Source organism: Streptomyces niveiscabiei (assembly GCF_001419795.1).
GTDB lineage: Bacteria > Actinomycetota > Actinomycetes > Streptomycetales > Streptomycetaceae > Streptomyces > Streptomyces niveiscabiei.
In genome coordinates this window covers 15,201-27,906 of record NZ_LIRL01000072.1, presented here as the reverse complement: position 1 = coordinate 27,906, position 12,706 = coordinate 15,201, and the positions used below count along the sequence as shown (strand labels likewise).

At 69.3% G+C, this 12,706-nt stretch carries 22 protein-coding genes; 4 read left to right on the top strand and 18 right to left on the bottom strand.

What is annotated here, in order from left to right:
- Together AOK24_RS04560 and AOK24_RS04555 are read left to right on the top strand one after the other, a co-directional pair.
- Positions 1-979: C40 family peptidase (locus tag AOK24_RS04560; protein WP_206191146.1), on the top strand; the 979-nt coding region annotated here is incomplete at its 5' end.
- Between the two features lie 637 nt (positions 980-1,616).
- Positions 1,617-2,111 carry a PLAT/LH2 domain-containing protein gene (locus tag AOK24_RS04555; RefSeq protein ID WP_055718764.1) on the top strand — a complete coding sequence of 165 codons (495 nt, stop codon included), beginning with the start codon at positions 1,617-1,619 and terminating at the stop codon, positions 2,109-2,111.
- 258 nt (positions 2,112-2,369) lie between these two features.
- Here the strand turns inward: AOK24_RS04555 and AOK24_RS04550 are convergent, their stop codons facing one another.
- From AOK24_RS04550 to AOK24_RS04505, 10 genes are all read right to left on the bottom strand, one after another.
- Positions 2,370-2,780 (bottom strand): hypothetical protein, encoded by a 411-nt coding sequence (locus AOK24_RS04550; protein ID WP_055718763.1) that lies wholly within the window; start codon positions 2,778-2,780, stop codon positions 2,370-2,372.
- Positions 2,777-2,965, bottom strand: coding sequence for a hypothetical protein (locus AOK24_RS04545; protein ID WP_055718762.1), 189 nt, complete (start codon positions 2,963-2,965; stop codon positions 2,777-2,779). The genes AOK24_RS04550 and AOK24_RS04545 overlap by 4 nt, the downstream gene beginning before the upstream one ends.
- A 65-nt stretch (positions 2,966-3,030) precedes the next feature.
- On the bottom strand, positions 3,031-3,498 hold the full coding sequence (locus tag AOK24_RS04540) for a hypothetical protein (protein ID WP_055718761.1): 468 nt from the start codon (positions 3,496-3,498) through the stop codon (positions 3,031-3,033).
- Positions 3,499-3,534: 36 nt separating this feature from the next.
- Positions 3,535-3,969: a DUF4262 domain-containing protein gene (locus tag AOK24_RS04535; protein WP_055718760.1), complete on the bottom strand. Its 435-nt coding sequence runs from the start codon at positions 3,967-3,969 to the stop codon at positions 3,535-3,537.
- 263 nt (positions 3,970-4,232) lie between these two features.
- A complete protein-coding gene (locus AOK24_RS04530; RefSeq protein WP_159051795.1) occupies positions 4,233-4,511 on the bottom strand; it encodes a hypothetical protein in 279 nt (92 codons plus the stop codon).
- 29 nt (positions 4,512-4,540) lie between these two features.
- Positions 4,541-4,783: a hypothetical protein gene (locus AOK24_RS04525; protein ID WP_055718758.1), complete on the bottom strand. Its 243-nt coding sequence runs from the start codon at positions 4,781-4,783 to the stop codon at positions 4,541-4,543.
- Between the two features lie 342 nt (positions 4,784-5,125).
- Complete coding sequence (locus AOK24_RS04520) at positions 5,126-6,319, bottom strand: DUF932 domain-containing protein (protein WP_055718757.1); 1,194 nt, start codon at positions 6,317-6,319, stop codon at positions 5,126-5,128.
- Complete coding sequence (locus AOK24_RS04515) at positions 6,309-6,530, bottom strand: hypothetical protein (protein WP_055718756.1); 222 nt, start codon at positions 6,528-6,530, stop codon at positions 6,309-6,311. The genes AOK24_RS04520 and AOK24_RS04515 overlap by 11 nt, the downstream gene beginning before the upstream one ends.
- Positions 6,527-6,871: a hypothetical protein gene (locus AOK24_RS04510; RefSeq protein WP_055718755.1), complete on the bottom strand. Its 345-nt coding sequence runs from the start codon at positions 6,869-6,871 to the stop codon at positions 6,527-6,529. The genes AOK24_RS04515 and AOK24_RS04510 overlap by 4 nt, the downstream gene beginning before the upstream one ends.
- Complete coding sequence (locus tag AOK24_RS04505) at positions 6,868-7,554, bottom strand: hypothetical protein (protein WP_055718754.1); 687 nt, start codon at positions 7,552-7,554, stop codon at positions 6,868-6,870. The genes AOK24_RS04510 and AOK24_RS04505 overlap by 4 nt, the downstream gene beginning before the upstream one ends.
- A 145-nt stretch (positions 7,555-7,699) precedes the next feature.
- Between AOK24_RS04505 and AOK24_RS48340 the strand changes: the two genes are divergently transcribed.
- The gene (locus AOK24_RS48340; RefSeq protein ID WP_159051794.1) at positions 7,700-7,852 is read left to right on the top strand and encodes a hypothetical protein; all 153 of its coding nucleotides are present in this window, start codon (positions 7,700-7,702) and stop codon (positions 7,850-7,852) included.
- Positions 7,853-7,956: 104 nt separating this feature from the next.
- On the top strand, positions 7,957-8,175 hold the full coding sequence (locus AOK24_RS04500) for a hypothetical protein (RefSeq protein WP_055718753.1): 219 nt from the start codon (positions 7,957-7,959) through the stop codon (positions 8,173-8,175).
- 84 nt (positions 8,176-8,259) lie between these two features.
- Here the strand turns inward: AOK24_RS04500 and AOK24_RS50195 are convergent, their stop codons facing one another.
- The 8 genes from AOK24_RS50195 to AOK24_RS04460 all read right to left on the bottom strand — a co-directional run bounded on the left by AOK24_RS50195 (position 8,260) and on the right by AOK24_RS04460 (position 12,696).
- Positions 8,260-8,931, bottom strand: a complete 672-nt coding sequence (locus tag AOK24_RS50195; RefSeq protein ID WP_240553664.1) for a DUF7178 family protein — start codon at positions 8,929-8,931, stop codon at positions 8,260-8,262.
- A gap of 116 nt (positions 8,932-9,047) precedes the next feature.
- Positions 9,048-9,368, bottom strand: coding sequence for a hypothetical protein (locus AOK24_RS04490; protein ID WP_055718752.1), 321 nt, complete (start codon positions 9,366-9,368; stop codon positions 9,048-9,050).
- Positions 9,369-9,549: 181 nt separating this feature from the next.
- Positions 9,550-9,804 carry a hypothetical protein gene (locus AOK24_RS04485; protein WP_055718751.1) on the bottom strand — a complete coding sequence of 85 codons (255 nt, stop codon included), beginning with the start codon at positions 9,802-9,804 and terminating at the stop codon, positions 9,550-9,552.
- 331 nt (positions 9,805-10,135) lie between these two features.
- A complete protein-coding gene (locus AOK24_RS04480; protein ID WP_055718750.1) occupies positions 10,136-10,534 on the bottom strand; it encodes a hypothetical protein in 399 nt (132 codons plus the stop codon).
- 2 nt (positions 10,535-10,536) lie between these two features.
- Complete coding sequence (locus AOK24_RS04475) at positions 10,537-11,064, bottom strand: DUF8033 domain-containing protein (RefSeq protein WP_133258184.1); 528 nt, start codon at positions 11,062-11,064, stop codon at positions 10,537-10,539.
- Between the two features lie 177 nt (positions 11,065-11,241).
- On the bottom strand, positions 11,242-11,610 hold the full coding sequence (locus AOK24_RS04470) for a hypothetical protein (RefSeq protein ID WP_133258183.1): 369 nt from the start codon (positions 11,608-11,610) through the stop codon (positions 11,242-11,244).
- Positions 11,611-11,724: 114 nt separating this feature from the next.
- Entirely contained in the window at positions 11,725-12,183 is a 459-nt protein-coding gene (locus AOK24_RS04465; protein WP_159051793.1) for a hypothetical protein, read from the bottom strand.
- Between the two features lie 108 nt (positions 12,184-12,291).
- Entirely contained in the window at positions 12,292-12,696 is a 405-nt protein-coding gene (locus AOK24_RS04460; RefSeq protein ID WP_055718746.1) for a hypothetical protein, read from the bottom strand.
- Between the last annotated feature and the right edge of the window lie 10 nt (positions 12,697-12,706).

Sequence of the window (12,706 nt, the reverse complement as noted above, 5' to 3'; positions counted from 1 at the left end):
CCCACACCCCGCCACGCCCGGAAGTGACCCACCGATGGGAAAGCTGGCCGCGATGGCGGCCGGACTGCTGATCATGGTCGCCGTCCTCGCCGGAGCCGGCGCGGGCGGCCTCCTCTCCTCCGTCACCAGCAGCACGACCCAGCCCGGCCGGTCCGCGCTCACGGACATCCCGCCCGACTACCTCGCCCTCTACATGGAGGCATCCGCCACCTGCCCCGGCCTGTCCTGGACGACGCTCGCCGCCGTCGGCAAAGTCGAATCCGACCACGGCCGCTCCGAACTCCCCGGCGTCCACACCGGCGCCAACTACGCCGGAGCACAAGGCCCCATGCAGTTCCTACCGGCCACGTTCCGCTCCGTCGTAGCCCGCCACCCCGTGCCGGATGACGGCACACCTGCCTCGCCGTACGACGCCCGTGACGCGATCCACACGGCCGCCGCCTACCTCTGCGACTCCGGCGCCCGCGACAACCGCGACACCCCCGCCGCCATCCACGCCTACAACCACTCCGACGCGTACGTCGCGCAAGTCCTCGCCCAGGCCGACACCTACACCGGGGGCGCCGAGTTCGGCACCGACACCACCCCGACCACCGCCGCCCTGGAAGCCATCAACTACGCCCAGGGCCAACTCGGCCTCCCCTACGAATGGGGCGGCAACGGCCCCGCAGCAGGCGACACCGGCTTCGACTGCTCCGGCCTGACCACAGCCGCCTACGCCGCCGCCGGCATCCCTCTGCCCCGCACCGCCCAGACCCAGTACGACCACGGCCCCCGCATCCCCGCCGACGCCCAACTCCGCCCCGGAGACCTCGTCTTCTACGGCAACCCGCACGGCGGCATCCACCACGTCGGCCTCTACATCGGCGGCGGACAGATGATCGACGCACCCCGCCCCCGTGTCCCGATCCGTATCGAGCCCTACCGGTACGCGGGGGACGACTACGCCGGGGCAACCAGACCTGCCGGCGTCACCTAACAGCCCGCGTCAGCAGGCGATCACGCCCTCACTTCTCCAAGCGCAACCGTCGCCGGTCGACAGCGGCAGGGGTGAACGCGCGGCCAGATTCTCGGCGTGATCGACAACGGCCCCCAGCCCGGGAATGCCGCCGTTATCCCTTCCTCAACCGAACAAGGGCCGACAGAACCCAGCACCATCGGCTCTCGACTCGCCTTGATCCACTGGGTACTCGCTGACGCGGAGGCGGTGTTGGAACGCCGGATGATCGCCCGGGGGACTCGCCGAGACGCTGTCTGCCTCGGGCGAGGAGTCGCGGCGCGCCTGCCAGTCCGCAGGAGGTGTCGCCCGTGGTGGACGAGGCGCTGCTCGCGGGATCGGTCGTGCCGAGGTGGCATACCGACGCGGGGATCTCGGCGGAACAGCTCGCCACCCGCCTCCGAGGCCAACGTCCCTGTGGTCCGCTCCGGCGCGAAGCACCCCACTGTGCCCCGTTCCGCAACCCGTGAACAAAGCCAAAGGACCGTGGCCCGGCAGCAGTTCCTCTTCGCCCATCGAGGTGAAAAGCCCGTGCCGGACCCGGCACAGCCCGGTCTGCACGCCCATCGACGCGAGCATGGAACCCTCTGCTGTCGCCTCACCTCTTCGGGAGCGTTCCGTGCACCGTCGTCTGCGTACCCCCGTCCTGCTCGCCTGCGCCGCCCTGGCCGTGGGCGCGAGCACCGCGCAGGCCCACCCGGCCCAGCACCGGGCGAGCGCGCCTACCGCTTACAACGTCACCATCCACGTCTGCGACGCCTACCGCGCCGGCACCGACGACAACGTGTGGGGTCGCCTGCGCGACGGCAAGGGCACGGAGTCGTCCTGGGTCCTGTTCGACAAGTCGGGCTACGACGACTTCGAACGCAACGACAACGACACCTACAAGGTCTCGGTCCCGGCGGATTTCGATACCCCGAGCCAGATCGTCCTGTCCAAGGACGGCAGCAACGGCCTGTGCGTCGACAAGATCACTGTCCAGGGCGTCGACGGCGGAGACAAGCACATCTGGTACAACACCGCGATCGGCACCCAGTGGCTGGACCAGGTCGAAGACTGCGGGGGCAGCGCCGGCACGACCTGCCTGGGCAACGAGCACACCTACAACCTGTAGCCCACCGCTGCAAAGCGGGACCGCTTCTCGCACCCTCCCGCCGTCGGCCGGGCCTCCGCACCCGCGGAGGCCCTCCCTTCATGCACGGGGACACCACAAGATCACCCGGCCGAGTCGCCGCAATCATGCCGATGCTCACCGAGATCGGTACGACAACGGCTCACGCCTGAAGCTCTTTCCCGATTCACCCTTCCCGCATCAGGTTCCGCAGCAGGTGCAGGCCAGGGTAGTTGTCATACGGCTGGGTCGGGACGTTGATCACGGAGTGGTCGGTGTCGAAGACGGGGGCACCGCTCGGGCGGCGGGTGTACGGGAGGTAGCCGTAGTCCACTCCGTCGTGGATGTCGAAGACGGTCCAGGCAATGAGTTCCTGCTCGCCCTCGCGCAGGGGAGCTTGGCGACGGCCCGGCTGTAGATGGGGTCCGTGGCGAAGAGCCACACCTGGCGGACGCCGAGGGCGACGCGGACCGCGTTGATCTCCCGGGCCTTGGCCGCCGCGCGGTCCTCGAAGGCGCGGGCCGTCTCCTGGTCCCTGAGGTAGTCGTAGTCGGAGAGCAGGAGTTTCCGGTCGCCCTGGAGGGCTGCGATCGCCGGGCAGTCGCGTTCGAGGATCGCGCGTTCCAGCCGGCGGGTCGCATCACGCAGGAGGTCCGCGGTGGGCCCGTTCATCGGGGTCCCCGTCTGCCGGTCGGTCCCTCCGCGTCCCATTTCTTGAAGGCGTAGAAGGTGTCCATGACCTGTACGGAGGTCTTGGTGCCGAGGTGGGCGAGGTACTGGAGGTTGCGGCTGATCTCCGTGCGCTGGCGGTTGCCGACGCCGGTAGGGGTCTCGTCGGCGCTCAGGTCGATCTGCACCGCTGTGGCCTCCAGCCTTCCCGGCGTAGCCGTGCCGCGACGCCCGGTGTCGTCCGGCGCGGAGGTCAACTGCCGTGATCCGGCGGTTTGGTGGCCGTGATGTGGTCCGACAGTTGCTGTGCCAGGAGGTTAGCCGCCTCGACGGCGTCCCGCAGGACCGCCATCGCCGCGTCGACGCCGTACGTCTCGGAGTCTCCGAGTTGGTCCATCGCTTCGGCGAGGGTGGCCAGGCGTAGCGGGGTGGGTTCGCGGAGGTCCAGGAACCAGTGGAAGACTCCGCCGTGGCTGTCGCCGATGGCCTCGAAGGTGATGAGGGCGTCCTGCGGGCTGGTGATCATGCCGCTGTGCTGGGCCGCGCGGACCAGGTGGTAGACCGTGTCCGCCTCGCCCGGTTCGAGGGGGTTCCAGTCCGGGTCGATCGCGGGGAGGGTTTCGTCCCAGTCCTCGTCGAAGGCCAGGGCGATCTCCCAGGAGACTACGAGGTCGGTCAGCCAGTCGGATGCTTTCTCCTCGTTCAGGGTGAACAGGTGCATGGGTCTCTTCCTCCTTGGCGAAGAGACGGTCGCGGGTCATAGCAGCGGCTGGGACCGCCGTGGTTGGGGGGTGACGATTTCGTCGGGCCAGACGGCCTGCCAGACCGGCGGGGTGGTGCCGTAGAGGGCGTGGATGATGCCGAGGTCCTCCGGGTGCTCGACCGGGCGCAGCCGGAGGGTGAGTGTGCCGGGGAGGATGCCGCCGATCTCCAGGCCGTCGGCGGGGGTGAGGTGTCGGGTGGCGAGCACGTCGGCGAGGGTGTCGAGCAAGAGGGCGGAGGACTCGCCGTCCAGGCCCGTGACGGCGAGTTCGTAGTCGCAGCCGGGGCGGGTGTGCAGGCCGATCGTGTAGGCGAAGGGGTGGACGCCGAGTCGGGGGTCGCCGTGGACGTACTGCACGGCGCGGCCGTGCCGGTCGATGATCTCCTTGACGCGGCGGAGGTAGGCGTCGGGGTAGTTGTTGTCGGTCATGGTGCATCACTCGGGAAGTCGGGTGGGTGGGTGTCGGGGGCCCTCTCCCGGGTGGACGAGGTCCGGGAGAGGGCTGTTCCGCCCCCTGAAGCGGGAAAGGGGGCGGGGCCGGCGGCGGGGAATGCAGAAAGCCGCCGCCGGCGTCTGAGGGGCGGGCCGCTATGCGGTGTCCCGGCTGGGCCGGTGGATCCGTGGGTGGCGGGGCAGAGGTACTCGCCCCACTCGTCGTGGACGCGGGAGCCGGAGCGGTCCCGGATCAGCGGTTATCCGCAGTTCGCACAGGGACCGGCGTCCGTTCCCGGCGTGGGCCGGGCCTGCCCGTTGCGGAGCAGGCCCGTGATCAGGCGGCGGGCCGTTTCAACGTACGTCGCGTGCTCGTCGTCGATGACCGGGTTGCCGCACGCGCGATAGGCGAGGTCGATCTCGTCGCGGGGGACGTTCTCGACGCCGACCGTGCGGTTGCCGTCGGCATCGGTACCGATATTCAGGTACAGGGTCGCGCAGACGACAAGGTCCGCGCTCCCACACTCAACACATTTCATGACCATGCCAATCCCATGGCTGTGGGCAGTCAGGAGACCGGCCGCGTGCGGGCGTCGTACCAGGTACCGCCGCCGGTGTCGGGCGGGGTGAGCGGTGCGCCGTCGAACACGAGGGTGCGGCGGAAGCCGTGCGGGGTCCCGGTTGTCTCGCGGAGATAGTCACGGGCTCGCATCTCGGCGTCGTCGCGGGTGCGGCCCGCAGCGACCACGTAGCGGGGGCCGTCGAGGTCCTGGTGTGCGGGCTGGTCGAGGACGAAGGTGTAGGTCGGCATGGGGGAACTCCTTGTCGAGAAAAGGGGTGTCGGTCAGTGCAGTCCGGCGGTCCTGAGGACGCGTTGCGCTAGTTCCAGGGCGGTGCCGGGGTCGTCTCAGCCCGGGTCCTGTATGGCCACGTGGAGTTCGGGCGGTGTCGGGTTCGGCGGTGCGGTGCCAGGTGGAGCCGCCCAGGGAGAGGTCGACGTGGTAGGTGACGGGTACGGTGGCCTGGGCCTGGGGGGTCTGCGGGTTCTCCCAAGAGTGCTTCGGCTTCTGCGGGGTGGACGTGCCGGGGGATGAAGGAGCGGCCCGTCAACCGGCGGGCCGCTCGGGCGAGTTGGTACAAGCGGCACCGCGTTTCACCGTGTGCGCAGCAGGAGTTCGCGGTGGGCCCGGGTCTTCAGGTCGTCGGTGCCGCCTTCCAACGCCCGTTGTGCGCGGGCGAGTTCGTCGCCGAGGTCGTGGGGGACGATGCGCAGGTCGTGGTCGAGGTAGTCGGTGAGGGTCCGTTCGGCCGCGTACGCGGTGCGGCCGAGGTGGCGGGCGCGGTCGCGGAACATGCCGTCGAGGTGGTCGTGGCGGTCGCGGGCTGATGCTTGCGCGGCGTCGGTGGCGTCCTCGTCGACGGTCCAGAGGTTGTCGATCAGGTCGTGGAACTCGTCGATGAGCAGGTCGGTGCGCACGAGTTGGTTCTCCTCGGCCTCGAACGCCTTGGCGTAGTCGAGGGTCAGGCCGAGGGTGCGGCGGGCTTCGTCCAGGGTGGTTAGGCCGCTTTTGGTGTGGCGGATGCCCCAGCGGTGGACGGCGTCGCGGCTGGCGAAGCGTTCGGTGTTGCCGCAGGCGATGCGCCACGGGGTGACGACCGACTCGGCCGCCGACCGGCCGTCGTGGGAGTTGATCGCGGCGAGGTAGAGGACGATCTCGTCGTCGAGGCCGCCCCGGTCGATCACGATCGAGTGGGGCATCCGCATGGTCACGAACACCTTGCGTCCGCCGCGCAAGGCACCGGCCGACTCCCAGACCGCGTCATGCCGCTCCACCAGGTCCTGGAGGAAGCGGAAGATGCGCCCGTTCTGGAAGACCTCGTAGCGGTCGCCCACCGTACCCAGGGCGCTGCCGGTGTCCGAGCGGACCGTGACGTGCCGGCCCGCGGCTGTGTGAATGCCGTCGTCCCACTCGAACAGGGCGGGTCGCTTGGTGACGTCCCAGTCGATGCGGGCGAGCTTCAGCACCGCGTCGACGTCCGTGGTCCCGCCCGGGATCACGGTGCCCAGGCCGTGCCAGGCCGGGGTCGTGGTGTAGAGGGCGGCGGCGCCGGTGGTGGTGTCCAGGCCGTGCCCGGCGAGGATCTCCTCGACCTCGCCGCGCACACCGCGCCGTACGGTGAACACCTCGCCCGCGTCCCAGCCGGTGACGACCCGGTAGCGGCCGTCGCCGAGGTCCTCGACCTCGCCCTGGTCGATCCGCTCCTGGAACGCGCGGGCCTGCGCCCGCGTCTCCTCGATCTGGTCCGTCTTCTCCTGGGTGAAAGCGGTGTTGACGTCATGCATCATCGTCCGGCTCCTTCATGTCGGGTTCGCTGAGCAGCTGGGTGAAGAGGAAGACGGCGAGATCCACTTGGGCCTCTCGCGACAGGCGGACGAACACGGTCCACCGGAAGTGGGGTCCGGGCTCGTCGATCATCGAGTCGAGCCAGACGTCGCCGGTCGAGTCGTCGTATCCGTATCCGTGCAGGTGGCCGAGCCAGAAGTCCTCGTCGGTCATGGCCTGGGCTCTCTGCGCATGTCCCGCAGCACCTCGACGACACGGGACTTGCCCGGTTCTTCGACGCCGGCCTCGTCCTGGATGCGGCGGGCCGCCTCGTCGAGGAGACCGGCCTTGATCACAGGCACGGAGATACCGGCCTCCGCGCCGAAGGCGATCGGCGCGACGGCCAACGGCACGACCGGGCAGCCGTGGACCTTCATGAAGAACTTGACCGCCCACCCGATGTGGGCGTCACAGACCTCCACGACCGACCACAGGCGGTCGGTCCGCACGGCGTGCGTGGGGGTGGCCGGGCAGTCGCTCTCCCAGCACTCGGCATCGTTCGTGTTGTCGGTCATGAATCGTTTCCTCTCCTGTCCGGGTGGGGGTTGCGGGGGAAGCGGTGCCGGGCGCTGTAGTGGCCGTCGTGGGTGAGCCAGTAGGTGTTGCGGCCCGCCTCGAAGACCAGCGGCCCGTCCGCGCCGATCGCGCGCTCGTACGCCTCGTCGAGGCCGGGTCCCTGACCGTCCGGGGACGGGGCGGACTCGGACTCGGGCTCGGTGCGGCGCAGGAAGCCCAGCAGCTGCCGCTTCGCCACGACGGCGGGCAGGAGAGAGGTAGTGCCGCCGAGCGCGTTCACGGACGTACCGCCGTCGGTCCGCCGCCAGCCCGCCGCCATGTCGGCGACCCCGTCCAGCGGGATCAGCTCGGCCAGGTAGCGGTCGACGGCGTCGGTCGCGTTCTGTTCGAGGACGACGTCCCACAGCAGGGCCGCGCGCGCCATCTCCAGATATCCGGCGACGGCCTCACGCACCGTGCGGGCGAAGCCGACATCGTCGGAGACACCGAAGTAATGGGAGTACCACCACTCTCCGGTCCCGTCGAAGCCGTCGGACAGGGACGCGCCCGTGTACATGCGGCCGGCGATCCAGCGGCTTCCGTCGACGCCGAGGAAGATTCCCTCGAATTCGCCGGAGCGGGTTTCCGCTCGTTTCTGGTGAATCACCGTCCACGACATGACTTTGCTCCGTTCGCTGTTCATGATTCCTCCGTGATGTTTCCTTTCTTTTTTCAAGCGGCTCGGGATTCCTGGCGTTCGGCGTCGGCGTACGCACACGGATCCGCAGTTGTTGTGCGCGAATCCCAGCGCGTACAACCGGGGCGGTTCAAGGCCCGCTGTCCGGGCGATGTCCAGCATCTGGTCCTTCGTCAGATACGGCGGGCCGCACATCGGGAAGGACACCGTCCACGGCGCCGAGCCCTGCACGATCGCCGGCGCGCGGCGTTCCTCGGACCAGTCGATGCCGATGTGCAGCACCGTGTCCGCCGGATCGGCGTGAGCCTCCAGCCAGGCCCGACAAGAGCGCTGCTTGGGAACTTCCGAGCAGGGCACGGGGCGGCTGTTGCCAAGGAAACGGCGCTGGCGGAAGACCTCAAAGGGGGTGTGGCCGTCGGCGACACGGGTGACCGGTACGCCGAGCTTCCGCGCGGCGTCTTCCAGGAACCGGTACAAATCCTCGTCCTCGACAAGGGTGTCCGCGAACAGCAGGACGAGATCGCGTGTTCCGTGTTCCACGGCAATGCGCTGAGCGGCGGCCCAGCTGCCGATCCCGCCCGAGAACTGAACTACGTGAAGGGTCATTTCGGATTCCAACAGGGTTGAGCAAAACGGGCACGACCTGATGTGCCCGCCCGCACCGTCATATCGACGGATGACCCCGGCCACCTTCAGGGTGCTTTGTTTGCCTCACTCCAATACGGCACCGGAAAGGGCTCGATTGCCGCGCCCCGTCGATTTTTCCGACGAATCTGCGGCATCGCGGGGCGGCCGGGTTCCGGTGCCCGAGATGCGTTCGGTGTGCACGACCCATGTGACGGCCTGCACGGTGCTGGGCAACTCGCCCAGCCTCAGGGCCGCTTCGCGGTAGCAGTGGGCCAGCATCGCGTACCGGCGGACGGCGCCCAGGCCCCGGTCGCGTCTGCCATAGAGTTCGCCGACGGCGACGTCGTGGGCGTGGCGGTCGATCACGACCGCGTCGGGGTCGCACGGGTCGGCGATGCACCGGAAGAACATCCCGGTCTTCCGGGACAGCGGGAGAACCTCCTCGGGGTCCGCGCCCGCCATGATCCGGGTCACCTTGGCCAACACGTCCTGGGTATGACCGGTGGCCACACCCGTTTCGTACGCCCGGTACGCGAGGCGCCGGTTCTGCGACCAGGACTTGTTCGCCGACAGGGCCGCGATCACGCCCGCTCCGGCGCGCGGCCGGCCGTGGGTGATCTGGGATGCGAGGTCGTGGGCGGTGCGGTACCACGTACGCCCGCGCCTCATCTGTTCCGGGGTGGCGGCACACCACGTGGTGATGATGTTGCGGACGTACCGTTCGCGCGTCTCGTCGGACACGTCGATGTCGATCATGGTGTGCCTCCTTCCGGCAGGCCGCCGGGATCCGGCCGCTGGAGACCGGCCGGGCAGGAAAAGGCGACGGCCTCCGGAGATCTCCGGAGGCCGGTACAGGGGCCGTTCATGTTCCGTCAGAGCAGGGCCGCGACGTCCGGGTACAACTCGTCCTCGAACACGACGCGTTCGGGTTCCAGCTCTTCGACGGACGGGTCCGGGCCGGTGATCCGGCGGTAGGTGACCGTTCCCGCCGGATGCCCGGGCCCGCAAGGTGTACGCCGCTTCTCGATCACGACGCGTTCGCCCCGGCGATCGTCCTCGACGTACGCGGTGACGCGCAGGGCACGTCCCCTGTTGTCGGTGATCTCGCGCACCGTGATGTTGGTGAAGACCGGGGTGAGGTAAGCCCTGTTCTCGGTGGACTCCCGCCCGGTGGCCTCCCACTCGACCGTCACGAGGAGGTAGGCGTAGAACGACCGGACGGTCGCCCCGGCCCGGGAGGGGTCGTCGACGTGACGGACGCGGCGCCGATCCTGATGTCGGACGCCTCACTCATGATCATGTCCGCTCACCCCGGGGCTGCGGGGCCGCGCCCGTTCCCCGGCGGGAGCGGGCACGACGGACCGGACCAGATCTTCACGGCGTGTCGGACTGAAGGACCTTGAGCCACTTCCCCTTGGACAGCGGGCTCTCGCTCACGTCCTTGACTCCACGGTCCGCCTCCTGGACTTGGCCGCTCCACAGCTCTTCGTGTCCGACGAGGTATTCCGTCAGGGCCTCCGGGTCGTCGGCCACCGACACGGGCACCTTCACGACGGCCTCGAACTCGTACGCCAGCTCTTCGACCATCTTCAAGACGGCCGTGATCTCGATCAACTTCTCCGTGCTCATGGTGTCGTCCCTCTCCGTCAGGTCGTGGGAAGGGCCGGGGACACCGCTGTCGGACCGAGCAGTGCCCCCGGCAGGCCCCGCACCTCCCCGTCGGACGTCGACCGGGAGGGTGCGCGGGGTTGGGTATCCGGCCGGTGGTGCCAGGCGTGTCCAGTGGTCGTCCGCTGGCGAGCCCCGTGCAGGGCAGACCGGGGGTGCCACCACCCGAGCATCGCTCCAGGTGACGGTGGCACCCCCGGCGGACCCGTACCCCCTCCGAGGTGGGGAGTTGAGGGGGTACGGGCGTCGGGAACGGCGGACGCATCCGCCGCAGGAGTGAAAGGAGGTTGTTTCAGCTCCGGTCGAGCGCGTGGAAGACGTCCGCGCGCTGTCGCGGGGACCAGTCGCCGGTCAGGCGGACCGTGGTTTCGGTGACCCGGCTGTCGCCCTCGTAGGGGTCGTCGTACCGGCCGGACAACCAGGCGTGTTCGGGGGCGTCCGTACCGACCGGAGCGAACGACGGTTCGGTCGCCCCGGTCGGGCTGATCGTGTCGGCGGCCCAGGCGATCACGTCGTCGTCCCACGTCTGCGCGTGGAACTCGTCGTACTCGACGCGGCTGATGGACGGCCGCTCGATCTCGCGGAAGTCGCCGTCCAGCCACTCCCCGCCGCACGGTTCCCCGTCGGTGGTGACGGTCTGCGGGGTGCGGTAGCTGACCACGTGGCGGGTGATCTCGATCGTGTACGCCATGGTCAGGCCGCCTGCTCGACGCCCGATGCGGGGCCGATGTCGTACGACGTCGCCCAGCCCTGGCGGACGCTGTAGCTCTCGCTGTACTCCATGCGCACCGGTGCGAAGTCCCGCCGGACGAAGGGGCCGGGCCGGGCCGCGTCGGCCCTGGGCCAGTCCCAGCTTCCGGGAGCCTGTGTGGGAGGGAACGGCAGGACGCCGTGTTCGCCCTGCGGGAACCCGTCGGGCTCCACGCCCAGTGCGTACAGCAGTCCTTGATGACGACTGGTGGTGATCGAGTAGCGCACCTGCGGCATGGTGACCGTGCCGTCGTCCAGCACCCATGCGATCGGGGTGCTGTAGCTGTACACCTGGTAGACGATGCGTCCGGCGTCGGCGTCCGACCGGTACAGGTCGGCCCACCGCTGCGGTAACCGGCCGACGCAGTACGACTGCCGGTCCGTGGCGCTCAAGGCGCCGTGGGTGGTGAACGGCTGACGGGCCGCCAACGCCCGTCGCACCGCCCACGATTGCGTGGCAAACTTGGGCATGGTCCGGTTCCTCTCCGAAGAAACGGGACGGTGAGGGCCCTCAAGGCGCTGTGCGCCCGGCAGACAGGGGCGCGGCGGGGCGGCATCCCCGTGGCGCTTACCAGGGCCCTCATGCGAAGTGGGGCCGTCGTCGGCCCCCGTGCGGGCAGGCGCCGCCAATTGGCGCCCGCTCCGCTTCTACAGGGTGATCTCCGTGCCGGTCGTCAGGTCGAGGATCGCCAATTGGCGGCGTCGTAACCCGGCGGCGGTCGCTGCGCGGCGGTCGGGGATGATCTCGACCGGGTCGATGTAGATCACGCCGTCGTGCAGCCAGCCGCCCAGGCCGTTCACGTTGCCGTGCGCGCCGGTGATGTCCCGGACGAGGTCGGCGAACGCGTCGTACGGCGCGGTCGCCGGGAGGGTGTGCGGCGCCGGGGTGGTGCTGACCGCGTAGCCCCGGGTGGGTACGTACGTGCTGCCGTCCGGGCGGGTCATGATCGTGAATCCGCCGTTCAGGAACAGGTCGTCGTACAGGTGGGCCAGTGCGGTCGTCGTCGGAACGGACATGTCCGCTCCCCTCTTCACAGGGTTCCCGCCCGGCATGGCGGGGGCCGTGCGGGACTGCACGGCCATGAGGGGCGCGCGTCCCGGCATGGACGCGCGCCCCTCATGGCCTGACAGTCACTCCCCGGCGTGCACGCCCAGCAGAGTCAGGACCGGCCCCCATTCGGCGTTGCCGTACTCGTGGACCATCCACGCGATGACCGCCGCCGTGAACGCGCTCACGCACGTCGCCCCCGTGTGCTGCACGACGTGCAGGAGGCGCGCCCGGTCGGCGTACCAGGGGAGGCCGGTCTTGACCGAGCAGCCGAACAGGCGGGGGTGGAACTCCCGGTGGACGCGGCCGATCCGGGGGTGCGAGCGGCTCGCGTGCACGCGGTGACCGTCCGTCGGATGCTCGCTGAGCTTCTCGAACCGCCACGCCTGCCCCTCGCTCGGGCCGGACGCCAGATGAATCGTGGCGCCCGGTTCGATGACCGTGGCAGTCGCTTCGTGGATGAGCTGCATGACCTTCTCCTCGATCATGTGCCTGTTGCGGACGGGCGGCGGCATCCCCTCGCGGGGGGACGCCGCACCCATGCCACGCGGCAGACGCGCTCACCGGTATGCAGAGCACCCGACGATCTGTCCGAGCCAGAAGAACAGCGAGCACCAGCCGATCAGGTGCCACGTCCGGGGGGGGGGACATCACGCCAGTCCGAACTGAAGATCGGCGCTCAGGTCCCGGCCCGTACGCGCCGCCCAGCGGCGCATCCCGTCCACCCGGTGCGGGTGGAAAGGCGCCCATTGGGTCGGCTCCACGCGCAGGAACTCCCGCGCTTCGTGCTCCTCGATCGACGTGATCATCCGGAGGAGTTCCGCGTACAGGTCCTCGTCGGTGCAGTCCTTGACGACCAACGGGAATTCCGCGTACGTGTTGATCTCCTCCGAGTAGCCCGACAGGGCTTGATCCCGGTTGCTGTTGCGCGCCGGGTACTCGATCCGGACCGTGATCGAATCCTCGAAACGGCCCGTGTGATCACTGGCGACAAACACCCAACCGGGCTTGTAGATCACGTCAGAGATCAGCTTGATCGCGCTTTTTGCTTCCATGATCCGTCTC